General features: G+C 64.5%; 19 protein-coding genes and 1 pseudogene. 10 read left to right on the plus strand and 10 right to left on the minus strand.

Annotated features, from left to right (window positions below; translation table 11 throughout):
- The first annotated feature begins 64 nt into the window (after positions 1–64).
- A complete protein-coding gene (locus tag OKW39_RS40910) occupies positions 65–1,276 on the plus strand; it encodes a porin (RefSeq protein ID WP_429565254.1) in 1,212 nt (403 codons plus the stop codon).
- A gap of 924 nt (positions 1,277–2,200) precedes the next feature.
- Entirely contained in the window at positions 2,201–2,755 is a 555-nt protein-coding gene (locus tag OKW39_RS40915; RefSeq protein WP_026225863.1) for a putative glycolipid-binding domain-containing protein, read from the plus strand.
- On the opposite strand, the gene OKW39_RS40920 is transcribed toward OKW39_RS40915, so the two are convergent.
- The 3 genes and pseudogenes from OKW39_RS40920 to OKW39_RS40930 form a co-directional block, all read right to left on the minus strand.
- Complete coding sequence (locus OKW39_RS40920) at positions 2,752–3,339, minus strand: N-acetyltransferase family protein (RefSeq protein ID WP_429565255.1); 588 nt, start codon at positions 3,337–3,339, stop codon at positions 2,752–2,754. The genes OKW39_RS40915 and OKW39_RS40920 overlap by 4 nt on opposite strands.
- Positions 3,340–3,415: 76 nt before the next feature.
- Positions 3,416–3,784, minus strand: a pseudogene (locus OKW39_RS40925) (hypothetical protein); the annotation flags it as partial.
- A gap of 156 nt (positions 3,785–3,940) precedes the next feature.
- Positions 3,941–4,828, minus strand: coding sequence for a DMT family transporter (locus tag OKW39_RS40930; RefSeq protein ID WP_184049973.1), 888 nt, complete (start codon positions 4,826–4,828; stop codon positions 3,941–3,943).
- A gap of 111 nt (positions 4,829–4,939) precedes the next feature.
- On the opposite strand from OKW39_RS40930, the gene OKW39_RS40935 reads away from it, so the two are divergent.
- Positions 4,940–6,379, plus strand: a complete 1,440-nt coding sequence (locus OKW39_RS40935) for a PLP-dependent aminotransferase family protein (RefSeq protein WP_429565256.1) — start codon at positions 4,940–4,942, stop codon at positions 6,377–6,379.
- Positions 6,380–6,424: 45 nt separating this feature from the next.
- On the opposite strand, the gene OKW39_RS40940 is transcribed toward OKW39_RS40935, so the two are convergent.
- The 3 genes from OKW39_RS40940 to OKW39_RS40950 form a co-directional block, all read right to left on the minus strand.
- Entirely contained in the window at positions 6,425–7,498 is a 1,074-nt protein-coding gene (locus OKW39_RS40940) for a TAXI family TRAP transporter solute-binding subunit (protein WP_429565257.1), read from the minus strand.
- 256 nt (positions 7,499–7,754) lie between these two features.
- On the minus strand, positions 7,755–8,945 hold the full coding sequence (locus OKW39_RS40945; protein WP_429565258.1) for a hypothetical protein: 1,191 nt from the start codon (positions 8,943–8,945) through the stop codon (positions 7,755–7,757).
- Positions 8,946–9,376: 431 nt separating this feature from the next.
- Complete coding sequence (locus OKW39_RS40950; protein WP_429365334.1) at positions 9,377–10,882, minus strand: MDR family MFS transporter; 1,506 nt, start codon at positions 10,880–10,882, stop codon at positions 9,377–9,379.
- A 75-nt stretch (positions 10,883–10,957) separates the two neighbouring features.
- Here OKW39_RS40950 and OKW39_RS40955 point away from each other — a divergent pair, with 75 nt between their 5' ends.
- Complete coding sequence (locus OKW39_RS40955) at positions 10,958–11,770, plus strand: TetR/AcrR family transcriptional regulator (RefSeq protein ID WP_090806061.1); 813 nt, start codon at positions 10,958–10,960, stop codon at positions 11,768–11,770.
- A gap of 48 nt (positions 11,771–11,818) precedes the next feature.
- Here OKW39_RS40955 and OKW39_RS40960 read toward each other — a convergent pair whose 3' ends face one another.
- Positions 11,819–12,550 carry a ribonuclease activity regulator RraA gene (locus OKW39_RS40960; RefSeq protein WP_090806059.1) on the minus strand — a complete coding sequence of 244 codons (732 nt, stop codon included), beginning with the start codon at positions 12,548–12,550 and terminating at the stop codon, positions 11,819–11,821.
- A 514-nt stretch (positions 12,551–13,064) separates the two neighbouring features.
- Here OKW39_RS40960 and OKW39_RS40965 point away from each other — a divergent pair.
- On the plus strand, positions 13,065–13,589 hold the full coding sequence (locus OKW39_RS40965; protein ID WP_429565259.1) for a response regulator: 525 nt from the start codon (positions 13,065–13,067) through the stop codon (positions 13,587–13,589).
- A gap of 155 nt (positions 13,590–13,744) precedes the next feature.
- Here the strand turns inward: OKW39_RS40965 and OKW39_RS40970 are convergent, their stop codons facing one another.
- Positions 13,745–14,353: a Fur family transcriptional regulator gene (locus OKW39_RS40970; protein ID WP_429565260.1), complete on the minus strand. Its 609-nt coding sequence runs from the start codon at positions 14,351–14,353 to the stop codon at positions 13,745–13,747.
- A 260-nt stretch (positions 14,354–14,613) separates the two neighbouring features.
- Here OKW39_RS40970 and OKW39_RS40975 point away from each other — a divergent pair, with 260 nt between their 5' ends.
- Positions 14,614–15,855: a TrkH family potassium uptake protein gene (locus tag OKW39_RS40975; RefSeq protein ID WP_429565261.1), complete on the plus strand. Its 1,242-nt coding sequence runs from the start codon at positions 14,614–14,616 to the stop codon at positions 15,853–15,855.
- On the plus strand, positions 15,848–16,540 hold the full coding sequence (locus tag OKW39_RS40980; RefSeq protein ID WP_090806052.1) for a potassium channel family protein: 693 nt from the start codon (positions 15,848–15,850) through the stop codon (positions 16,538–16,540). Before OKW39_RS40975 ends, OKW39_RS40980 begins: the two co-directional genes overlap by 8 nt.
- Positions 16,541–16,566: 26 nt before the next feature.
- Here OKW39_RS40980 and OKW39_RS40985 read toward each other — a convergent pair whose 3' ends face one another.
- On the minus strand, positions 16,567–17,193 hold the full coding sequence (locus tag OKW39_RS40985; protein WP_429403233.1) for a glutathione S-transferase family protein: 627 nt from the start codon (positions 17,191–17,193) through the stop codon (positions 16,567–16,569).
- Positions 17,194–17,375: 182 nt separating this feature from the next.
- On the opposite strand from OKW39_RS40985, the gene OKW39_RS40990 reads away from it, so the two are divergent.
- On the plus strand, positions 17,376–19,043 hold the full coding sequence (locus OKW39_RS40990) for an ATP-binding domain-containing protein (RefSeq protein WP_429565262.1): 1,668 nt from the start codon (positions 17,376–17,378) through the stop codon (positions 19,041–19,043).
- Positions 19,044–19,083: 40 nt separating this feature from the next.
- Here the strand turns inward: OKW39_RS40990 and OKW39_RS40995 are convergent, their stop codons facing one another.
- Positions 19,084–20,031, minus strand: a complete 948-nt coding sequence (locus OKW39_RS40995) for a phosphoribosyltransferase (RefSeq protein ID WP_429565263.1) — start codon at positions 20,029–20,031, stop codon at positions 19,084–19,086.
- Positions 20,032–20,301: 270 nt separating this feature from the next.
- On the opposite strand from OKW39_RS40995, the gene OKW39_RS41000 reads away from it, so the two are divergent.
- Both OKW39_RS41000 and OKW39_RS41005 read left to right on the plus strand, forming a co-directional pair.
- Complete coding sequence (locus OKW39_RS41000; protein ID WP_090806044.1) at positions 20,302–20,871, plus strand: molybdopterin-dependent oxidoreductase; 570 nt, start codon at positions 20,302–20,304, stop codon at positions 20,869–20,871.
- The gene (locus OKW39_RS41005) at positions 20,841–22,688 is read left to right on the plus strand and encodes an ATP-binding response regulator (protein ID WP_429565264.1); all 1,848 of its coding nucleotides are present in this window, start codon (positions 20,841–20,843) and stop codon (positions 22,686–22,688) included. Before OKW39_RS41000 ends, OKW39_RS41005 begins: the two co-directional genes overlap by 31 nt.
- Positions 22,689–22,746: the final 58 nt, after the last annotated feature.

Genomic DNA, 22,746 nt, shown 5'->3' on the forward strand with positions numbered 1-22,746 from the left:
TCTTACCCACACTCAGCGGCGCTCGCATAGGCCGCATTAGAAAGTTTTTAACAGAGGAGTAAAAATGAAAAAGACTCTCTTAGCTTCGGCCTTGGGGTTGGTCGCCCTGGGCGCACATGCGCAAAGCAGCGTGACGCTTTACGGTATCGTCGATACGGGCCTGGGTTGGCAGAACAGCTCGGCGTCGCTGACCACGGCGGCGAAACCGCAGACCGTCGCTGGCAACTCGCAAGTCAAGATGATCAACGGCATCTGGGCAGGCAGCCGTTTCGGTTTGAAGGGCTCGGAAGATCTGGGTGGCGGCACGAAGACGATTTTCCAGTTGGAAGAAGGCTTTAACAGCGCAACTGGCGCGCAAAGTGTGTCGGGTCTGGCATTCAACCGCCAGGCATGGATCGGTCTGACGAACGCTCAGTTCGGTACGGTGACGGCAGGCCGCGGGTACACCTCGTACTACACGCTGCTCTCGCCCTATAGCCCGACCACGTGGCTGACCGGTGCATACGGTGCGCATCCGGGTGATATCGACTCGCTGGATACGACGTTCCGGGTGAACAACCAACTGGTTTATACGTCGCCGAGCTTTGCCGGTCTGACGGTTAGCGGTTCGTACGCACTGGGCGGCAACGCGGGCAGCTTCGCAGCCGGCCAAACCTGGAGCGTTGCGGCACAGTACCTGAACGGCCCGATCGGTCTCGCGGCAGGTATCCAGCGCATTGACAACGCGGCGACCGTTGGCACCCCCGCGTGGAATTCCACGGCGTCGAACAACGGCGCTCAGCCGTCCGTCTCGGCAATCAACAACGGCTTCCAGACCGCAGCGAAGCAGCAGCGCATTGCGGTGACGGGTGGTTACGCGTTCAACTCGCAGTGGGACGTTTCGTTCGCATACTCGAACGTTCAATACGCTGCGGGCCAGGCTTCGCTGTTCCACGACACGCAGATCTGGAATACCGGTGGCGCAGTGCTGCACTGGAAGCCGATCTCGGTGCTGGACCTGGCCGCTGGCTATAGCTACACCCGTGCAACGTCGTCGAACGGCATTGAGAGCACGGCTAGCTACAGCCAGTTCAACCTGTCGCAGTACTACTCGCTGTCCAAGCGCACCGGCCTGTACGCACTCGAAGCGTATCAGCGCGCTAGCGGCCAGACGCTGTCGGGCAACGGCAAGTCCATCATCAACGCAGTGGCAAGCATCGGTGACGGCCAGAACGGTTCGCCGTCCTCGTCGCGCAGCCAGACCGCGGTTGGCGTGGGTATCATCCACAAGTTCTAAACAGTTACTGAATACGTGGCGGCACGTTGTTTTGCCGCCACATCGACGCGTTTTTTTCGCGTCGTCAGTCTCGCAAAGCTGCGCACATTACGTGCGCAGCTTTTTTTTGGTGCGCCAGGCATGGCGCGTAGCGCCGTGACTGGCGCTGTCCGACCCGCTGTGGTGGCGAGCCGGATGACTTGGGGGTGAAAGTCCTCTGCACACCCGGCAAGGGGAAGTGCTAGCTGAACGGCAAGGGTGTCCGTCGTAAGGCGGAATCTGAAGGAAGCCGCAGGCAAAATGCTGGCCTGACGAACAGGAAGCGGATATCAGGCGGTGTGGCGGGGTGAGCAGTCCAAGATCTGTAAAGCCCAATACTTGCACGGAACGCCACGACGTAGATCCGACAGGCATAAGCAGGAAGGTCGCGCGCATTACCCTGGGAGCCCCGTCAGTCTGCCTTGTGCTACTGGCATCGCAAGGTGCCGGGATGGGCTGGCGGGAGTCAGCAGAGGCCATAGTAGCGGCTCGGAACCGGAGCAGTGAAGGGCCGAACCTGACGAGAGTGGATAGTCACGCGTGCTCTCTGAGCGTTTGGGCACAAGTCTCGGCACAGCCGGGAGCCTGCGATCAAACTTGACGGCCGGAAGCCTGAGAGAGGTTGGGGTGTCCATTGAACGACAGGCGACACGACGAACGAAACGAAGCTCGCTGGAGCAATCCAGTCGTCAGGAAACGCCGGATACGTGATCCGTACGTCCGGTGTTGTGGGAGGACGGCGGGGGCAACCCCGCCTCCTACCCGATGATGCTTCATTTTGATGCATCGCAGGCGCTGGTCTCGCCAGCGGTGCCAGATCTCGGTTGGGATTGCCTCGCGCGCGGGCTTTCGCGTTACGATGAAAGCCCGGCGCGCTTTCCTGCGCCGTTTCGCGAGGAGACGCCGATGCGTGAATTACGATGGGCTTCGGAAGAGGGCGATGGCATCGAACATCTGGTATTCGATGCGCGCGACGATGGCTTCGCCGTTGAAAGCGTCGTGGTCGGGCAGCGCTACGGCAAGGCGTACGGGCTGCATTACGCGGTGCGCTGCGATGCGCGCTGGCGCACGCGCTACGCGCGGCTGAAGATCGTCGGCGGTGGCGAGCTGGAGCTGCATGGCGATGGCGACGGCCACTGGCACGACGGGCACGGCCTCGCGCTCAGCGCGATCGAAGGCTGTATCGACATCGATATCGCGGCGACGCCGTACACCAATACGTTGCCGATCCGTCGGCTGCAACTGGCGCAAGGCGAACGTCAGCCGATCGAAGTCGCGTATATCTCGACGCCGGACTTGCAGGTCACGCGCGCCGAGCAGGCCTACACGTGCATCGAGTTGAATGGCGAGTACCGCTACGAAGGCATTTTTCGCGAATTCACCGCCAATTTGCGCGTGGATAGCGATGGTCTCGTGATCGACTATCCGACCTTGTTCACGCGTTTGCCGCGCGCGCGTTAGGTTGTGCGTTCGGCGTCGCCTGCTGCGTTTGAGTCGTCGTCGGGCCCAGTCGATGCGCCGCGGCCGAGCGGGCGTTGCATCAGCGTCGTGTCGAGCCAGCGGCCGTGCTTGTAGCCGACAGCCTTCAACGTGCCGGTCAGCTCGAAGCCGAGTTGCGCGTGCAACGACAGTGAGCCGCCGCTGCCGCCATCGGCGATCACTGCGATCATCTGACGCCACGGTCCGGTCTCGCAACGTTCGATCAGCGCCTGCAGCAGCACGCGTCCGATGCCGCGTCCGCGATACGCGTCGTTGACGTAGATCGAGTCTTCGATCGTGTTGCGATAGGCGGCGCGCGGGCGATACGGCGTCGCATAACAATAGCCGGCCACGTCGCCGTCGATCTCCGCGACCATATATGGCAGTCCGTGGCTGCGCACGCTTGCGAGCCGCGCGCGCAGATCGTCGACGGACGGCGGGGTTTCTTCGAACGACGCGACACCGGTCAGCACGTGATGCGCGTAGATCGCCTGGATCGCGGGGAGGTCGGCTTCGCTGGCGTCGCGGATCCGCGGGGCGTCGAGCGGAGGGCGGGGTGAACTCATGCGGGGTCCTGTCGTGGCGGGCGCAGTTTGGCGGAAGTCTTCACTATGCCTGTCGCCGGGGCGGATTTGAAGCGGGTCAAAGATCGCATTGATCGAACTCGCTCTGCAGCTCGCGATTACGCGCCACGCGTTCGTCGATAGCCGGTCCACGCCGTTCGACGACCGCCGAGATCAGCGAATCGACGTAGGAACCCGACATGCCGTCCGAATAGAACACGCGCGGGCGGATGTATTCGAGATAGCTGTAGAACGCGTTGCTGATGCCGCGCGTCGATTGGATGCCGAGGATGTAGACCGCATCGGCGTTCGCCATGCGCTCGGCGACGCGCGCGAAGGCCGGCGAGCGCGCGAGTTCATACACGTGCCGGATCGCGCCGATCTCGAGTTCGAGCGATTGGGCGAGCGCGGCGTCGCGCGGCGAGGAGCCGTCAGCGACGCTCGGTTCATGAAGCTCAACGGTTTGCGCGCAGTCGCTCGGGCCACGACGGAACGCGGCGCGGGGCGCTGGTTGTGCCAATCTGCGAAATGATGACAGATCGATCCACGGCTCGCGCAATTCGATCCTGAAAAAGTCTGTTCGCCGTGCGACGGTCGAGCCGCGTCAGACCGGCCGCCGCACCGGCGCGGCGCGCGAAAAATGCCGTGCGCCAGCCACGCAGGCGACCACGATCACGGTGACGATGATCATCGATGGCGGTACCTGCTCGTGCAGCAGCACGCCGGCGAGCAGCAGCCCGAAAAACGGCTGCAGCAGCTGCAGTTGGCCGACCGCCGCAATGCCGCCGAGCGCGAGCCCGCGATACCAGAACACGAAGCCGATCAGCATGCTGAACAGCGACACGTACGCGAGTCCCCACAGCGCGGCGGCGCCGACACCGTCGAACGACACGGGCCGCGTCCACCATGCGAGCGGCAGCATCAATGGCAGCGACAGCACGAGCGCCCACGAAATCACCTGCCAGCCGCCGAGATGACGCGACAACCGCGCGCCTTCCGCGTAGCCCAGCCCGCACACGACGATCGCCGCGAGCATCAGCGCGTCGCCGAGCGGCGAGGCGTCGATGCCGTGACGCAGCGCGAACGCGGCCACCGCCGCGCTGCCGAGCGCCGAGAACAGCCAGAACGCCGGCTGCGGCCGCTCGCCGCCGCGCAACACGGCGAAGATCGCGGTGGCGAGCGGCAGCAGGCCGATGAACACGACCGCATGCGCGGCGCTCACATGACGCAGCGCGAGCGCGGTCAGCAAAGGAAAGCCGACCACGACGCCGAGCGCGACCACGACGAGCGGCAGCAGATCGCGCCGCTCCGGGCGCGTCTCGCGGAACACCAGCAACAGCAGCAGTCCAAGGATGCCCGCGATCGTCGCGCGCGCCACGGTCAGAAACACCGGATCGAGGCCCTGCACGGCAAGCCGCGTGGCCGGCAGCGAGCCGCTGAAAATCAGCACGCCCGCGAAACCGCTGAGCCAGCCGTTGGTGGTTTTGTCCATGGCAAACGTCCCTGCGCTGAAAGAGTCTCATGATGCGCGCCGCGGCCGTAAACGTTAAGCTACAGATCAGTACAGTTCGTACAAACTGTACCGAACATGGGAGCAGTACAGATGGCGGAAAGCGAGAACAACGAGACGGTGCCGGGCACGCGTGTCGGCCTCGTGATGAACAATCTGCGGGAGCGTATCGCGAGCCGCTCGCTGATGCCGGGCGCCCGCGTGCCGTCGATCCGCGCGATGACCGACACGCTCGGCGTGTCGAAGTCGACCGTGGTGGAAGGCTACGACCGTCTCGTTGCGGAAGGGGTGATCATCGCGCGGCGCGGCTCGGGCTTCTTCGTGTCGGGCCATGCGCCGCCGCTCGCGCTCGCCGATCTCGGGCCGCGGCTCGATCGCGAGGTCGATCCGCTGTGGCTCATGCGGCAGTCGCTGGAGACCGGCTCGAAAGCGCTGAAGCCCGGCTGCGGCTGGATGCCGGCTTCGTGGTTGCCGGAAGATGGCGTGCGGCGCGCGCTGCGCGCGGTTGCCCGTGATCCGCAATCGCTGCTCGCGGATTACGCGAGCCCGGCGGGCTTGCCCGCGCTGCGTCAGCAGCTTGCGTGGCGGCTTTCCGCGCACGGGGTCGATGCGCCGCCCGAGCAGATCCTGCTGACCGACGGCGGCACCCATGCGCTCGATCTCGTGTGCCGCTTCCTGCTCGAACCCGGCGACACGGTGCTGATCGACGATCCTTGCTATTTCAATTTTCAGGCGTTGTTGCGCGCGCATCGCGTGCGGATCGCGAGCGTGCCGTACACGCCGCAAGGACCGGATCTCGCGGCGTTCGAGCGCGTTCTGGTCGAGCAGCGTCCGCGGCTCTACGTGACGAACTCGGCGATCCACAATCCGACCGGCGCGACGCTCGCGCCGGCCGTCGCGCACCGGCTGCTGAAGCTCGCCGGTGAGCACGATCTGCTGATCGTCGAGGACGACATCTTCGCGGACTTCGAAGACGAAGCCGCGCCGCGCCTTGCCGCATTCGATGGCCTCGCGCGCGTCGTGTCGATCGGCAGCTTTTCGAAGACGCTGTCGGCGGCGGTGCGCTGCGGCTATATTGCGGCACGCGCCGAATGGGTCGAGCCGTTGATCGATCTGAAGCTCGCGACATCGTTCGGCAACGGTCAGCTCGCGGCGAGCGTCGTGCATCGGATGCTAGTCGACGGCACCTATCGGCGTCATCTCGAGGCGATGCGCGCGAAGCTGGCCGATGCGATGGGAGAGACCATCAGGCGTCTCGGCTATGCGGGCCTCGATATCTGGACACGGCCGCGCGCGGGCCTGTTCGTGTGGGCGCGCTTGCCCGGGGCGCTCGATGCCGCCGACATCGCCCGTCATGCGCTGACGGCGGGCGTCGTGTTCGCGCCGGGCAACGTGTTCAGCGCGTCGCAAGCGGCGGCGGGCTTTCTGCGTTTCAACGTGTCGCAATGCAATTGCCCGAAGGTGTACGAGGCATTGCAACGGGCGATGCAAGCGTGCACGGTGTCGGCCGGCGCGGGGCGCGAGCGGGTCTGAGACGAACTCAGGCGAAGCAGGCGTTCGCGGTCCCCCGCTACAGCGTTATTTGCACAGCAGAAGCATCCGTTCTTCTTCCGAGCAAGGCGTGTGCGGTTTCGGCGCGGGTTGCGCGGCCGCCGCGCTCATCGCCGCGCTGCGGTTCGCGAGACACGCGCGCAGATGCTTCTCGACCGGACCGTAGTACTTCCACCCACGAACGAGCGTCGGCAATTCGAGCTTCACCTGTTTCCATTTCGGATGGCCATGCTCCTGCAGATTGTCGAAGTTCGCGCACAACGAGTCGGCGAAATGATCCAGATTGCTGACTGTGTCGCGCAAGCCGTAATCGTAGGTGACCAGAAACGCTTTGACGGTCAGACCCGGCACGTCTTCCTTCAGCCAGCCTGGGTAGCTGCTTTGGTGGATCGTAGTCGGAAAGTAGGTCTGCTTCGCGCGGTTCGTCTCCGGCGCGTTGGGATCGACGGGCAACAGACGCAACTGTGACAGCAGGTCGGGTTTCATGTCGTTGAACAGCTTTGCCGGCTGCCCGACCACGATGATCGCGACGTCGATCTTCTTCACGATCAGCGCGGCGAGCGCGTCCTCGTTGCTCAGATGCACGACGTTCTGCTCCGGAATCGGCTGGCCGAACATCAGGCGGTAGAGCGTCGTCGCCGACTGCGCGGTGCCGCTGCCTAGCAGGCCGACGCTGATGGTCTTGTCCTTGATGTCGGCGAGCGTTTTCAGCGGCGAATCCGCCCGTACGACGACGTTAATTTCCTCGTCGTAGAGCGGCATGATCAGTCGCAGCGGCCGGATCGTCGTGCCCGCATCGGGGTTGCCCGAGTTGGCCATGTCGATGAACGCCTGGTACACGTCGGACTGCACGAGCGCGAGCTTCACGCCGGGCTCGAAACGCATGCGCTGCACGTTTTCGGCGGAGCCTTTCGACGCCACCACTTCGAGGTCGATGCCAACCGGCTGGGCCACCCATTTCGACAGGTCATTGCCGATCTGGATATATGTGCCGCGCTCCGGCCCGGTGACGATCTTGTAGTGCGCCGGTTCCGCGCCGGCCAGCGAACATACGACCAGTACCACCAGGCCCAGCCAGCCCGCGAGGAGTCTCTTCAGCATGATCTTTCTACCTATCGGTCAAATTGATCCCGCTTCACGCGTGGCGCGTGGAAGCACCAGTGATCCGGTTGCCATGTCATGTTCAAACTGCTGCCAGGGTCGCTCCGTCTGTTTCCGCTCAGAGGACGCACGATAATGTGCGAATCGGCACAGACGGCGGCCATTTGATCTGGTATGCGAAGCAATGTTTTTGCGCGACGGCGCAGCAGTTTGCGTCTCCGGGACCCGGTTCGGACCGTCGCGTCGCGCGTGAGCGCTAGTTGCTCCGCGGCGTCGCGGTTCTCACGACGCCGACGTTCGTTGCAGTCACGACCGGTTCGCCGTGCGCTTGCATGCCGACGGGCAGCGGTGCCTGCGCTTGCGCTTGCGCGAGCGGCGCGCCCGGCGCGGCATCCGTCGTCGCCGCATGCGGCGGAGTCAGCGGCGCCCAGCCGGTCTCGCGAATGACGCGCTCGAGGATCACTTTCGCCGCGTCGTTGCCGCTGTCGATCGCGAGCGCCTCGTTCGCGTGCTGACGCGCGCACGGCCACGACTGCTGCGCGACGCAGGCCTGCGCGGCCTGTAGCGCAGTATCGCGACGCTGGACGAGCGGCCGCATCTGATCGGCCAGACCCTGCGCGTCGCTGTTTCCGGGTTGTAACGTTTGCGCGGCGGCGAGAGCGGCTTGGGCGGCGGACAGATCGTTCGCGCGGAACGCTGTCTTCGCGACCTGCAATGCTTGTCCGGCGTCGTGGAATTGCGGCGCGGGCCGCATGGGCGTCGCGGCCATCGGCGGCGCGGCAGGCGGCGCGGCTGGTGTCGCTGGAATGACAGGAGCCGCGGGCACGACGGGCGCGGGCTTCGCCGCCAGTGCGGTCACGGGCGGTGGCGCAGGCTTGGCCGCGGCCGGCGCGTGCATGGTCTGTGCTTGAGCAATCACCGGGGCGGACACAAGCGGCGCGATCATGCCGGTCGTTGTTCTGGCATCCGGCGTAATCTGCTCCACGCCTTGATCCTCCGATTCGCCGCCGTCGCTGAATAGCGTATAAGCGACATACGTCAGGCCGATTGCGACAACCGCGCCGATCACGTACAGCACGCGCCAAATCGTCTGCGCAGTGTTGGGCGGCGCATACATCGGATCTTCGTAAGGTGGGATAGTGGTGTCGGTCGACACGAGCGCCGTGTGCATGACCGGCTCGGTCTGCAACAGGGGTTCGGACGCCATCGCGGCAGCGGCGATGGCGGGCTCGTCCCGTGTGCCGAGCTGGTTGTCGAAACGGGGCAGGGGCTTGTGCGTGGCGCTCGCACGGCTGCCTGGAATACCGGTGCGGATGTGCGGATCGTCCTGGTCGAACGGATGCGCAGCGCCACAGTAGGGGCAGGCGTCGACTTGTCGGTACAGTGCGCCACCGCAGCGTTTGCAGGGCGTGGGGAAAGTTTGGCCGGTTGCTGTCTGGGTGGACATGCCGTGGACCCACCTTTGGAAAACGATGCCGTAAAGGCATGCTTCGGATCGTGTAGAGGCAGGAGCCTTGTCCGCGGAATCACGATCCACATGCGCCGGAAGTCGTGGAGACGTAGGCAGCGGCCGCGTTTCCACGGGTTCCAATATGTGGCGTTTCACGGGGGACGTCAACGCGGTTGGCCCCTGGATTGTGTGCGCTACCGCTCATTTGGAGGTATGAAGAAACCTTGGCCATACATTCGAAACGAGTGTATGTCTCTGTTGTTTCACGACAAATGGAAGGTAACCGGAAGCATCGCGCTGCATGAAGCGAGCGCGACAAAAAAACAACGAGGCCGACGCGTCGTGCGTGCGGCCTCGTGATCGACCTTCTATCTGGCGCCTGCCGGTACGCGTTTACATCAGCTTCCCGATCAGGCGTCGAAGTACGCTCAGTGCTTGCGCAACGGATGATCCTTCAGCAGCCATGCGAGCACGAAGGCGAGCACCACGACGCATGCGGCCGACAGATACACGGTGTGCAACGCACCCGCGAACGCATGCAGATAGTCGTTGCGCAATGCTTCGGGCAGCTGATGAATCGCTGCGGGACCCAATGCCTGCGGAAGTTCGGTGTCGGGCGGGATCAGCTTTTCGAGGCGTCCGGCGAGGCCGTTCGAGAACACCGCGCCGAAACCGGCCACGCCGATCGAGCCGCCGATCGAGCGAAACAGCGTGACGCCCGACGTCGCCACACCCATATGCTTGAACTCTACGGTGTTCTGGACCGCGAGGACCAGCACCTGCATCACCATGCCGAGGCCGCAGCCGAGCAGACCCATGTACAGATACATCACATGAATCGGCGTATCGATCTGCAGGCGCGCGAGCAGCAGCATCGCCACGGAGACGAGGAACGTGCCCATGATCGGGAACAGCCGGTACTTGCCGATCTTGCTGATCACGCGGCCCGTCACCATCGACAGGATGAACAGGCCGCCCATCATCGGCAGCATCTGCATGCCGGCTTGCGTCGGCGTCGAGCCCTTCACGACCTGCAGATAGAGCGGAATGAACGTCACGGAGCCGAACAGCGATACGCCGATGATGAAGCTCACGAGGCTGCTGATCAGAAACGTGCGCTGTTTGAACAGTCCGAGCGGCATGATCGGTTCGACCGCGCTGCGTTCTTCGTGAATGAATCCCCAGATCGCTGCGAGGCCCATGCCGAGCGTGAACCACAGTTGCGGCGACGACCACGGCAGGATCGTGCCGCCCTGACTCGTGAACAGGATGATGCAGGTCAGCGCGCCGGCGAGAAACGCGGCACCCATGTAATCGATCGTGTGCTTCACGTGGCGCACGTGCGGCTTGAACACCGCGCCGATCACGATGAGCGACACGATGCCGAGCGGCAGGTTGATGTAGAAGATCCAGCGCCACGTCAGACGCTCGACCAGAAAGCCGCCGAGCAGCGGACCGATGACGGTGGCAAGACCGAAGATGCCGCCGAACACGCCCTGGTAGCGGCCACGCTCAGCGGGCGGAATCACGTCGGCGATCGCCGCCATCGTCACGACGAGCAGGCCGCCGCCGCCGAGCCCTTGCAGCGCGCGCAGCACGATCAGCTGGCTCATGTTCTGCGCGATGCCACACAGCGCCGAGCCGACGAGAAAGATGACGATCGCCGTCTGCAGCACGATCTTGCGGCCGAACAGATCGCCGAACTTGCCGTACAGCGGCACGACGATGGTCGAACTGAGCAGGTAGGCGGTCACGACCCACGACAGGTTATTGAGCCCGCCCAGTTCGCCGACGATGGTCGGGAGCGCGGTCGAGACAATCGTCTGGTCCAGGGCGGCGAGCAGCATGACCAGCAGCAGCGCCGGAAACAGCAGCCGGATCGGCGGATGGTCGGCCGCGGGGTCGACTGACAGGGTCGTAGCGGGTTGTTCCATGGCGGCAACGCGTTGAAATTAATTAACTGAGAGATTAATATATGTGACATCGTCTCTCACGTCAAATTCAATGCAATGACAAGGATCTCGCCTGACGACGCCGCGGCGCACAATGCCGTGGCAGATACGGGGCCGCCCGCGCGAATTGCCGCGAAAGAGCGCGACGCGTCGAAGCCCAAACTCACGGCAGCGCCAACGGATATTCATGCCGCGAATATCGGCAGCAGCGCACCGGCTGGATCGGCCGCCCGCCGCCCCGGCCGGCCGTCGGGCGCCGCGCGCGGTCCCGCGCAGCGTGCGCGCTTGCTCGACGCCGCGCTGACGCTGTTCGCGAGGCAGGGCATCGTCGAGACATCGCTGGGTGAGATCGCCCGCGAGGCCGGCGTCACGCCCGCGATGGTGCACTACTACTTCAAGACGCGCGATCAACTGCTCGACGTGCTGATCGACGAGTGTTTCGTACCGTTGCGCGCGAGCCTCGGGCTGCCGTTTCAGGAGAATCCCGACGATCCGGTCGCGGCAATCACGCAACTCACGGAGCGGCTCGTGCAGATCGCGAGCGACAACCCGTGGTTCGCGTCGCTGTGGGTGCGCGAAGTGATCAGCGACGGCGGGCTGCTGCGCCAGCGCATGCATGAGCGCTTTGGTTTCGCGCATCAGAAGGCGTCGCTGCTGGCGATCGCGCGCTGGCAGAAGGAGGGGCGCCTGAATGCATCGCTCGAACCCGCGCTCGTGTTCGTCACGCTGCTCGGCATGACGATTCTGCCGCTTGCCACCTCGAAGCTGTGGCGCAACGATCCGTTGCGCCACAGTATCGGCGGCGCGGAGATTGCGCGGCACGCGGTGGCGTTGCTGGTGCAGGGCATCGGGCCCGGCAAGGGCGATTGAACTGGCGCCCGGTGTGGCGCACCGGTCGCCGCGTCGTTTGAAAACGCCCTAGCTTTTGCGATTTTTCTTCCACTCGTCGAACGCCGCCTTCGTCTCGTCGTTCGGCGGATAGGTGCCGGGCAGAGCGGCGCCGGCACGAATCCTTTCGGTGAGAAACGCCTCGAGCTGTTCCTGTCCGGCGGCGGCTTGCGCGACGTCGTCGGCCATCTTCAGCGGAATTACCACAACTCCATCCGCATCGCCGACGATCACGTCGCCCGGAAACACCGCGACTCCACCACAGCCGATCGGCACGTTGATATCGACCGCATGATGGCGGATCAGATTGGGCGGCGCGCTCGCGCCGGCGCAAAACACCGGCATGTCGAGCGCGGCGATCGTCGCGCTGTCGCGCACCGGGCCGTCGGACACCATCCCGGCAACACCGCGCACCTGCAAACGAAGCGACAGAATCGAACCGAACGACGCGCTGCCGCGCTCGCCGCGGCAATCCTGCACGAGCACGTGGCCCGGCGCAATGGTCTCGACGCATTTGCGTTGCGCGTACTCAGGGTCCGCGAACAGTTCCAGTACGTCGATGTCTTCGCGCGATGGGATGTTGCGCAGCGTGAACGCCGGCCCGACCAGATTCGCGCCGCGCCGCGGACCGAGCGGCGCGACGCCCTGCATGAAGGTGTTGCGCAGACCGCGCTTGAATAGCTGCGTGGTCAGCGTGGCGGTGCTGACGTGACGAAGGATGTCGAGCGTCGCGGCGGAAAGCGCGGGCGATGTGGCGGACATGGTGTCGGTTGACCTCGGGTTGAGATGAGGGGCATCGGTAGGCGCGCATGCGCGCCCACGATGATAGCGCCGCGACACCACCGGTTAGCAGGCCAGCGCCGTTCATCGCGCGACATCGGCAACCGCGACCGAGCCCTTCTTTACGTGACGCGAACCGCTGCAATGAGGCACGCGACGTGCTTGCAGTGTCGTCGGATGCGAGCGACGCAAAACGAACGGCAGCGCCGCGTTGTGCAAACAATACGAAGGGCAGAATCGATACCGGGCGGCGAAGGCCGTACGAACGGGGTTCGTACGAACCGCGCCGGAACATCGGGTGCCGGCGATCGGCGAGCCGCGGAAAAACTGCGGACACTGAGCAGCTAAATCGCGGTGTGCGTCGAGCGCCGTTTTTTCATCGACGTGCAATTTTGGCGCGTTACCGTGCGCAAGCGTTGTACTCGGGAAGATGTGGCGCAATGTTTTACAAGCGCGGACCTGTCTGCAACTCGGCGTGCGAAATCGGGTCGGAATCATGGACAGCAACACCGTGGCCGCGCGAATCGGCTGCAATCAGCAAAGTGAAATACAAAGTGAAACCTCCGCCCCCTCGGACGGCCTAACCGGTTTTTCAGAGCAACAACATACGATGAACGCAGCAATGAGGCTCGATCAGGCCACGATCGTGCTGGTGGAGGACGACCCGGACAGCCGGGAATCGTTGACCTTGTTACTCGAGGCGGAAGGCGCGAAGGTTTGCGCGGTCGCCGATGCGGAAGAGGGCGTCGTCGCGGCGATGCGGTTGCTTCCCGACGCGGTCGTCTGCGACCTCGACTTGCCGGCCATGGATGGCTTCTATCTGATCCAGCGGCTGCGCGACCACGAGATTTGCGGCGGTCATTCCCCCTCGGTGGCAGTGGCGCTCACCGGCCATACCGACGACGCATACCGCCTGCGCAGCATCGGCGAAGGCTTCCAGCATTTCATGACCAAGCCCGCGTTACCCGAAGCGCTCGTGACGCTGCTGCACGACGCGATCGACGCCCGCGCGGCGGGTTGATCGACGCTTCGCAGCTTCGCAGCGGCTCTCGTGGGAGCGGGTTTTAGACAGAGCAGGCCGGCGCGCGGCGGGAGATGTCGTTTCTCGAAGCAGCGCACGGCCATCGACGCTTGGCAGCGCGTCACACAGCGTTGCGCACCCAATATGGCGCGCCGCTATTTCGCCGCGGCCACCAGCGCGGCCGCGCTGGCCGCTTTGGCCGCCTGACAGGCGGCACACAATCCCTTCAATTCGATTTCGTCGCTCGCGAGCCGATAGCCCGCCTCCTCGATCTGCGCGACGAGGGCCTGACGCAGCTTCGGTTGATGCAATTCGGTGACGCTGCCACATTGCTGGCATACGACGAGAATGCCGTGCTGGCATTGCGTCAGATCATGGCAGACCGTGAACGCATTGATCGATTCGATCCGATGCACGAGCCCCACCGACAGTAAAAAATCCAACGCGCGATAGACGGTCGGCGGCGCCGAGCCGGCGTGGATCTGGCGCATTTCGTCGAGCAGCGAATAGGCCTTGGTCGCGCGTCCCGAGTTCAGCAGCAGTTCGAGCACCTTGCGCCGGATCGGTGTGAGTTTTTCGCCGCGTTCGCGGCAATATTCCTCGGCGAGTGCGAGAGCCGCTTCCTGCGACGGGCCATGTGCGTGCGACGGCTCGTGCACATCGTGATGCGCTCGACGATCGTGTGCATCGGCGGCGGGGGCGGCGGGGGCGGCAGGTGTGGGAGCGACCGAACGGCCGGTCGCGGCGGGCTTGGCGGTTTTCATGCGTCGATTATAGAGGCAGGGGGATGCAAGTGCCGCGCCGGTCGAAGCGTCGAGAGAATCGGGATTGCCCAGATTTGGCTTACAACTGACAACAAACGAAAAATAGGGTCTTTACTGGCAAAAAATGCCTATTCTTTGTCAGTCAGTCTCTGAATGTGTTTGATGGGATCTCGATGAGACAACTGCTTCACCCATCGCGGGCAGTAGCCTTAGCTTTTCTCTTTGCGATTGCCGCAGGGACGCTCCTTTTGAGGTTGCCCTTGTCGCAGGCCCAAGGTGAGGCAGCGCCGTGGCTGAGCGCTTTTTTTACCGCTACCTCCGCGGTCTGCGTGACTGGACTCGTCGTTGTCGATACGGGCACCTACTGGTCGAGCTTTGGACAGTGGGTCATCCTCGGCCTGTTTCAGATTGGCGGTTTCGGCATGATGACCGCAGCCACCTTGCTGGGACTCATGGTCAACCGGTCCTTGCCGCTGCGAGCGAAGCTGATCACCCAGGTCGAGACGCACACGCTCCGTCTCGGGGACATCGGCAGCGTGGCGCGCCTGGTGCTCGTCGTGACGCTCGTCACTCAACTGACCACGGCACTCTGGCTGACGGTCAGGCTTCATCTCGGGTACAACATCCAATGGGGCGAGGCCGCATGGAGTGGATGGTTCCATGCGGTCTCCGCGTTCAACAACGCGGGCTTTTCAATTCACCCGGACAGTCTGATGCGCTATGCCGCCGACGCGTCGATGCTGGTACCGGTGATGGTCGCGATTGTCGTCGGCGGAATCGGGTTTCCGGTTCTGTACGATCTGCGGGAAAAACTTCGGGGTGCCCGTCGGCTTTCATTGCACACCAGGCTCACTTTAGTGGTCACGGGGGTGCTGCTGCTCGGCGGATTTCTTGCGTTGCTGCTGTTCGAATGGACCAATCCGCAAACCCTGGGTCCGATGCCGTTCGGAGAGAAGCTCCTTTCGGCAGCGTTCGCCTCGGTATCCGCGCGCACGGCGGGTTTCAACTCGCTCGACATCGGCGCAATGCGTCATGACAGCTGGGCCCTGCATTTCTTCCTGATGTTCGTTGGCGGGGGCAGCGCGGGGACGGCAGGGGGTGTCAAGATCGGCACCATCGCCATTCTGGCCTTGCTGGTGATCGCAGAGATCCGCGGGCGTGGCGATATCGAAGCGTTTGGGCGCCGTGTCAGCGTGTCGGCGCAGCGGCAAGCGATTACCGTGGTGGCGCTGGGTGGCGTGATGATCACGCTCGGCACACTGATCATTTTGCACATCACCGATTTTCCTACCGATCAGGTCATCTTCGAAGTTGTTTCGGCGTTCAGTACGGTCGGTCTGTCAACGGGTATCACGGGTGATTTGCCTGCGCCGGCACAGTTCGTGATCATCGCGCTGATGTACGTCGGCCGGGTTGGAACCATTACCTTTGCGACGTCGTTAATGCTGGTTGAGCGGCGTGCGCAATATAGCTACCCGGAGGAGCATCCAATTGTTGGCTGACCTGTTCAAGATTTCGCTCTCTTTTTCGAAAGGCGACAGTGTGGTCGTCATCGGTTTGGGGCGGTTCGGCTGTGCCGTGGCCCAGTCGCTGCTTCGGCTTGGCCATGACGTGATGGGAATCGACCGGGACGAGCAGCAGGTGCAGTTATGGGCGGACCGCTTGACGCATGCCGTCCAGGCCGATTCGACCAACGTGAATACCCTGCGCCAATTGGGTGTTGCGGACTTCCCTCATGCGATCGTGGGCATTGGAAGCGACCTTTCGGCGAGCCTGATGACCTTGATGGCCCTAACGGAACTTCAGATCAAGGACATCTGGCTGAAGGCGGTGACCGCGGAACACGGCCAGATTGCCCAGCGCATTGGCGCGCATCACGTGGTTTATCCGGAAGCGGAAATGGGTGAACGGATCGCTCACCTGATCGCAGGCCGAATCGTGGACTACATTGAATTCGGCGAAGGATTTGCCGTCGCCACGATTCATGCCCCGGCGCCGACACACAACCGTCCGCTTGCAGATTGCGGCGTTCTGGAGGCGTTCGGTGTCATGGTCATGGCCGTCAGGCGCGCTGGCGAAGAGTTCCAGCACGCGGGGCCTGACACGGTTGTTGTGCCGGGGGATCTGCTGATCGTGTCGGGCCCCGCGAGCAAGGTTGAAGAGTTTGCAGGTCGCGCGCATACCTGAACTGTTTCAGCCGACCCGCGCCATGCTCAGGTCAACGGGAAATCCACATACTTCTTGAACCCGGAACGCGTCGTGAGACGCGAATACCAGCGCTCCAGATTCGGCAGCGGCGGCCGCTGCAAACCGTCGAGGCCGAACCAGCGCTTCGCGTACGCGCCGATCACGATATCGGCGAGCGTAAACTTGTCGCCTTCGAGAAAGAAGCGGCCCTGCAGATGCGTGTCGAGCAGGCGCCACAGGACGGTGACAGCCTTCGCGTCGGCGGCGAGTTTGGCGGCGTCGCGCTCGGCCTCGGGCGTGCGCACGAGGGTCCAGAACACGGGACGTTCCACTGGCTGCAGCGTCGACAGCGACCAGTCCAGCCAGCGGTCGATGCTCGCGCGCAGTTTCGGGCCGGCCGGATACAGCAGGCTCGATTCGCCGTATTGCATCGCCAGATAGCGCAGGATCGAGTTGGATTCCCACAGCACGAAGTCGTCGTCGACCAGTGTCGGGATCTTGCCGGTCGGGTTCATCGCGAGATAGTCGGGTTCGTTGTTGCGGCCGAATTGCAGGCCCGCGTCGATGCGATCGAATGGCAGCACGAGTTCGTCGCAGCACCACAAGACCTTCTGGACGTTGACCGAATTGGCGCGTCCCCAGATCGTAATCATCCGGTAAATCCTTTTCTCTTACGGTTGGCAAGCCGCGCGGCATGCGTGGCGTTCAGCCAGTAACGATACACGATGTGCGCGCCTTTGCGCGACGGGCCGCCCGGCCGACATTGCGTTGCGTACAATGACCGCACTGCGGATTGCCCGCTGAAAACACGCATCCCAACTCATTGAGGCATTGCATGGCCCGCATTGTTCCCGACGACTGGAAGAGCCTCGAAGCGACCGGCGCGGCGGCGCGCGAACGTGAAACGCTCGCGCTGCTCGAAAAGGCACTGCCCGCCGACTACACCGTCTACCACGGCGTGCATTGGACGCGCCTGAACCAGAACTTCTCCGTGTTCGGCGAGGCCGATTTCGTGATCGTGAGTCCCGCCGGGCGCCTGCTGATCATCGAGCAGAAGACCGGCTTTCTGCGCGAAACGCCGAAGGGGCTCGTCAAGGTGTATCTGCAAACCGAGCGAAACGTCGCGATCGCGCTCGCGCATACGATCGAGAGTCTGCACCGGCGTTTTACCGCGGCGTTCGGCGCGGGCGCCTATTTCATCGAGGAACTGCTGTACTGTCCCGATCACATCGTCAAGGATGCGGCGATCGCCGGCGTGAATCCCGCGCGCATCGTCGACGCTACGCGGCGCGAGCGTCTCGCGGCGATCGTCCGCGAAGCGCTGCCGGCCGATGAACCGCGGCTTCCCTGCGCGGCGAAAATCCACCACTTTCTTGCCGACGAACTCGCGTTGACGCCCGACACGAGCGCGCTCGTCGGGCAGGCGGGCACGCTCGTCACGCGCCTTTCGGGCGGACTTGCGACATGGGCCCGGCGGCTCGAATTCGCGCCGTTCCGTTTGCGCGTGATTGGCACGGCGGGCTCCGGCAAGACGCAACTCGCGGTGCAGGTGATGAAGGACGCGGTCGCGCGTGGCGAGCGGCCGTTGTACGTGTGCTTCAACCGGCCGCTCGCCGATCACATCGCGCGGGTCGCGCCGCCGGAGGCGAAAGTCGCGAACTATCACCAGCTTTGCGACTGGATCGCGCGCGACGCGGGCCGCGCGCCCGATTTCCGGTCGGCGCAGGTGTTCGATCAACTGGAGGCCGTATTCGCCGACACGCCGATCGAACCGCGCTGGCAATTCGACGTACTGATCGTCGACGAAGGGCAGGATTTCCAGCAGCCATGGTTTGCCGCGCTCGAGCGGCTGCTGCGGCCGGGCGCCGCGTGGTGGTGGCTCGAAGACCCGCTGCAGAATCTGTACATGCGTGAGCCGGTCTCGTTGCCCGGCTGGACCACGCTGAGAGAAACCACCAATTACCGCAGTCCTCGCGACATCCTCGATTATCTGCGCGACGTGCTGGGCGCGTCGGTGCCGCTGGCCGCGGCACTTACGTCGGGCAGTCCGTTCGACGGCTCCGAGGTTTCGGTGTCGGTCTACGACGAAGCGCAGGGCGTCGATAGCAGTATCGACGCAACCAAGCGCGCCATCACGCAGGCGCTATCGCTCGGTTTTCGCAAGCAGGACATCGCGGTGCTGTCGTTCCGCGGCCGCGAGGGCTCGGCGATGAGCGCGCTCGATCATCTCGGACCGCATCGGCTGCGCAGTTTCACCGGCAAATACGATCTGTTCGGCAACCCGGAGTATCGTGAAGGTGACGTGCTGTTCGAGTCGATCTACCGCTTCAAGGGGCAGGCGGCGCCGTGCGTGATCTTCACCGAGATCGACTTCGACGCGTTCGACGAACGCAGCGCGCGCAAGCTGTTCGTCGGCGCGACGCGCGCGACGATGAAGCTGATCGTCGTCGCGTCGCAGCGGGCCGCGCGGCATTTGCAGTTGCGCGAGGCGAAGGACAGGTAGCGGCGGCGTTCGGGCGCTGCGCCCACAAGGAACGTTGCGCTCAACTCCACGCCCTTGCGCTCACCAAAATCCCCGTGCGCGTCAGCGCATCCCACCAGATCACGCGCAGCAGCGGCGCTTGCTGCGCGATCAGCAGCGCCTGCACCGGATCGCTTTCGACGAAGTGCGTGACACCCGCGCGCAGCGCCGCGCTCGCCTTGTGCGCGGCCGCGCCGGCGGGGCTGTCGTCGTGCCGGCCGGGCGTGCGCATCGCCAACTGCATGTGAGCGAAGCCGTGTCGCGCGAGCCAGGCTTCGGTGCGCGCGCGATCCATCTCCGGGCGGCCCGTGATGATCGTGCGCACCTGCTGCAGGTCGATGCCGGGCAGCACCTCGAACGGCAGCAGCGCGTCGCGCTCGGCGAGCGCGGCGGCGAGGTCCTCGTCGTAGCGCGCGAGTGGTACGTCGGGCAGCAGGATGCCGTCGAGGTCGATCGCGTAGGCCGCGTACTCGTGGTCGTTGGCCATCGCGGGCGCGGCGCCGGCTTCGACGCGCGCCCAGTCGTCGCGGTAGCGCTCGGTGTACGCCTGGCGCTCCCATGGAAAGAGGGCGAAGTAGCCGCGCGCATCGATCGCGTAGTCGGGCTGTGCGCGGCTCAGATCATCGAGCGCGGCGGTCAGGGTTTTGACTTCGAGCCCGTGCGCCTGCAGAAACGCGATGCAATCGACGAGCGTAAAACCGCGTCCCGCGATGTCCTCGCACAACAGCACTTTCGATCCGGCGGGCGGGATCGGCAGTGTCGAATCCCATGCGACCGCGCGCGTCTGGCGATCGTAGCGCAGGAACGCGACCGGCGCGCCGACCGCGTGCGACACCATCAGCGCGAGCGGCGCGCCGCCGCGCAGAATCCCGAGCGCCATCGAGAAACGCTCGGCGAGCAACGCGGGTTGCAGCGATTCGATCCAGTGATCGAGCTGTTCGTACGTCAGAGGCAGGACCGGCTTGTTCATGACTATCGAGGCGCCGCGTGGCGCGATGGAAGGCAATGGTCCGCGGGGATGCGCGCGCGGCGCGCGCTGACGCACTGGCGCGACATCGCGGGTCCCCGTTTTTGAGTCAGCGCATTTTGGCGATATTATGCATGCGGGTCAAAGGTCGCGTGTCGGGGTGGCACGCGTTTGACGGCACGGTACGGCGCAACACTTCGCGTGGCATGAGATCGGCTGACCGTGGCGCCGCCCGCGGTCCGGCGAATCAACGAAATCGGATAAAAAAAGCAAATGGCCAATCTGATTGCAACGCTGCGCAACGCAGCCAGCGGAACCGGTGGGCCCTGGCGGATGCGCTGGCTGACGGGGCTGGCGGCACTGATCGTCGGGCTTTCCGTCTGTTGCGCGCATGCGCAGCCGGGCGCGCGGCAGTCGCCGGCGCTGGCGCTCGACGTGCAGGGCAAGATCGCCAATACCAACGACGCCGCGCATCGCACCTATCACTTCAACGAGGCTCAACTGCTCGCGCTGCCCGTGCATACGATCACGACCTCGACCACCTGGACGCCGCGCTCGACGTTCACCGGGCCCAGGCTCGCCGACATCCTGAAGGCCGTCGGCGCGCACGGCACCCAGATCGAACTCCACACGTTCGACGACTACACCTACACCGTGCCGGTGTCGGACTGCGAACGCTACGGCGTGATCGTCGCGTACAGCATGAACGGCCAGCGCCTGAAACTCAGCGACTTCGGGCCACTGTTTCTGATCTATCCGCGCGACGCTTTTCCAGATGAACTGACTGGCGCGGTCGGCGACTCGAAATTCGTATGGCAGATCAAGGCCCTCATCGTCAAATAGCGCGCCGTCCGTGGCGGCGCGTGTTGAACGTGCTGATCTGGCTGATGGCGCTCGCGGCGCCCGCCGGCGCGATCGGCTATCTGCTCTATGCGAACCTGTTGAACCCGCGCGCGACCGAGCAGCTGACCGGTACCTACGACGGTTTCTACTGGGACGCCGCGCAACTGCAGATCGCGTACGCGCGCTTCGAGAACCAGCTGCTGCTGTATCAGTCCGGTGCCGACGACGATTATCAGCAGTTGCAGCTGCGCTTCCAGCTGCTGCAATCGAAGCTGCGCGTGATGGCCGGCTCGACGCATCGGCTCTCCGCGCAGCTCGCTCTGTTGCAACGGCAGCTCGACGAAATCAAGACGCTCGAGACTGTGCTCGACGACATCCAGCCCGAGATCGACGTACTGCAGCGCGACCGTGCGCGTGCCGCGCGGATCGACGCGCAGCTGCGCCAGCACTGGAGCGAGGTCAACGATCTCGCGCTGTCGCGCCGTTTCGCCGATGTCGCCGACCGCGAGGCGATGAACCGCGATTTCATCGACAAGCGCCGCATCCTGTTCGCGGGCGGTCTGGTGCTGCTATTGCTGTCGGCGGCGGCGACGCTGCTGCTCGTGCTCAACGGCCGGCGCCGCACGCGGCTGATGCGCCAGCAGCGCGCGGCGCTGGAAGCCGAGCATCAGGCGAGCCGCGCGGCGCGCGAGGCGAGCCTCGCGAAGGATGCGTTTCTCGGCATGATCGGCCATGAACTGCGCACGCCGCTGCATGCGATCGTCTCGTCGGTGGAACTGCTCGGCTTCAACTATCACTCGGAGGCCGACCGCAAGGTGATCCAGCGGCTCGAAACCGCGGCGCGCCATCTCGAGGCGCAGATGAAGGACCTGACCGACTACGCGCGCCTTGGCGCCGGCAAGCTCGAACTGCGGCACCAGCATTTCGAGCCGCGCGAGCTGCTGGCGTCGATCGTCGATGAACACACGATCTCCGCCAGGACGCGCGGGCTCGAGCTCGAAAGCGAGGCGAGCGGCGCGAGCGGGCTCGTCGAGTCGGACCCGCACCGCATCCGGCAGATCGTCAACAACCTCGTCACCAACGCGATCCGCTACACCGAGACCGGCACGGTGCGCGTCGAACTGCGGCAAGAGCCGGCGCTGCTGATTTTCGTCGTCAGCGATACGGGGCCGGGCGTGCCGTCCGAACAGATCCCGCTGATCTTCAAGGAGTTCACGCAGCTCGACGCGTCGCGCACGCGCCGCTTCGAAGGCGCGGGGATGGGGCTCACGATCGTGCAAGGGCTCGTGAAGCTGTTCGGCGGCACGGTGGATGTTGCGAGCACGGTCGGCGAGGGCACCAGCTTCACGGTGACGATCCCGGTCGTGCCGGTCGCAACCGTCGAGCCGGCCGAGGTCGCGGAGCAAGCCGAGCCGGACGGCGCGCAGCCGTGCGTGCTGATCATCGACGATAACCGGCTGATCCGCGAGTCGCTCAGCGAAATGGTCGCGCACATGGGCTACGACTCGCTCGCATTCGGCAATGCCAACGACGCGCTCGCGTGGCTCGACACCCACCGCTGCGAAGTGGTGCTGCTCGATCTGCACATGCCGGAGCGCGATGGCTACACGTTTCTCGAAGACTTCGCGATGCGCGACGGACCGTCGGCGGGCGTGCCGGTGATCGTGGTCAGCGCGTACGCGCCGGAGGTCGTGCGGAATGGCGAAAGTGGCGCGACTGGCGTGCCGTCGGTGTTCGAGGCGCTGTTAAAGCCAGTCCATTACGAGGATCTGAAGCACGCCCTGCAGCGGGCGCTGGCGGCGCGGCATCAGGCGTGAGCGCGTGAGCGCGTGAAGGCGGCGCTGCCGCGAACGGGGCGCGCATCGGCGCCCGCGC

The sequence above is a fragment of the Paraburkholderia sp. MM6662-R1 genome (assembly GCF_050436245.1).
Classification (GTDB): domain Bacteria; phylum Pseudomonadota; class Gammaproteobacteria; order Burkholderiales; family Burkholderiaceae; genus Paraburkholderia; species Paraburkholderia tuberum.

Bases quoted from the DNA above. Each gene is read 5' to 3' on its own strand.
- OKW39_RS40910 (WP_429565254.1), top strand. From the start codon at position 65: ATGAAAAAGACTCTCTTAGCTTCGGCCTTGGGGTTGGTCGCCCTGGGC.
- OKW39_RS40915 (WP_026225863.1), top strand. From the start codon at position 2,201: ATGCGTGAATTACGATGGGCTTCGGAAGAGGGCGATGGCATCGAACAT.
- OKW39_RS40920 (WP_429565255.1), bottom strand. From the start codon at position 3,339: ATGAGTTCACCCCGCCCTCCGCTCGACGCCCCGCGGATCCGCGACGCC.
- OKW39_RS40930 (WP_184049973.1), bottom strand. From the start codon at position 4,828: ATGGACAAAACCACCAACGGCTGGCTCAGCGGTTTCGCGGGCGTGCTG.
- OKW39_RS40935 (WP_429565256.1), top strand. From the start codon at position 4,940: ATGGCGGAAAGCGAGAACAACGAGACGGTGCCGGGCACGCGTGTCGGC.
- OKW39_RS40940 (WP_429565257.1), bottom strand. From the start codon at position 7,498: ATGCTGAAGAGACTCCTCGCGGGCTGGCTGGGCCTGGTGGTACTGGTC.
- OKW39_RS40945 (WP_429565258.1), bottom strand. From the start codon at position 8,945: ATGTCCACCCAGACAGCAACCGGCCAAACTTTCCCCACGCCCTGCAAA.
- OKW39_RS40950 (WP_429365334.1), bottom strand. From the start codon at position 10,882: ATGGAACAACCCGCTACGACCCTGTCAGTCGACCCCGCGGCCGACCAT.
- OKW39_RS40955 (WP_090806061.1), top strand. From the start codon at position 10,958: ATGACAAGGATCTCGCCTGACGACGCCGCGGCGCACAATGCCGTGGCA.
- OKW39_RS40960 (WP_090806059.1), bottom strand. From the start codon at position 12,550: ATGTCCGCCACATCGCCCGCGCTTTCCGCCGCGACGCTCGACATCCTT.
- OKW39_RS40965 (WP_429565259.1), top strand. From the start codon at position 13,065: ATGGACAGCAACACCGTGGCCGCGCGAATCGGCTGCAATCAGCAAAGT.
- OKW39_RS40970 (WP_429565260.1), bottom strand. From the start codon at position 14,353: ATGAAAACCGCCAAGCCCGCCGCGACCGGCCGTTCGGTCGCTCCCACA.
- OKW39_RS40985 (WP_429403233.1), bottom strand. From the start codon at position 17,193: ATGATTACGATCTGGGGACGCGCCAATTCGGTCAACGTCCAGAAGGTC.
- OKW39_RS40990 (WP_429565262.1), top strand. From the start codon at position 17,376: ATGGCCCGCATTGTTCCCGACGACTGGAAGAGCCTCGAAGCGACCGGC.
- OKW39_RS40995 (WP_429565263.1), bottom strand. From the start codon at position 20,031: ATGAACAAGCCGGTCCTGCCTCTGACGTACGAACAGCTCGATCACTGG.
- OKW39_RS41000 (WP_090806044.1), top strand. From the start codon at position 20,302: ATGGCCAATCTGATTGCAACGCTGCGCAACGCAGCCAGCGGAACCGGT.
- OKW39_RS41005 (WP_429565264.1), top strand. From the start codon at position 20,841: ATGGCAGATCAAGGCCCTCATCGTCAAATAGCGCGCCGTCCGTGGCGG.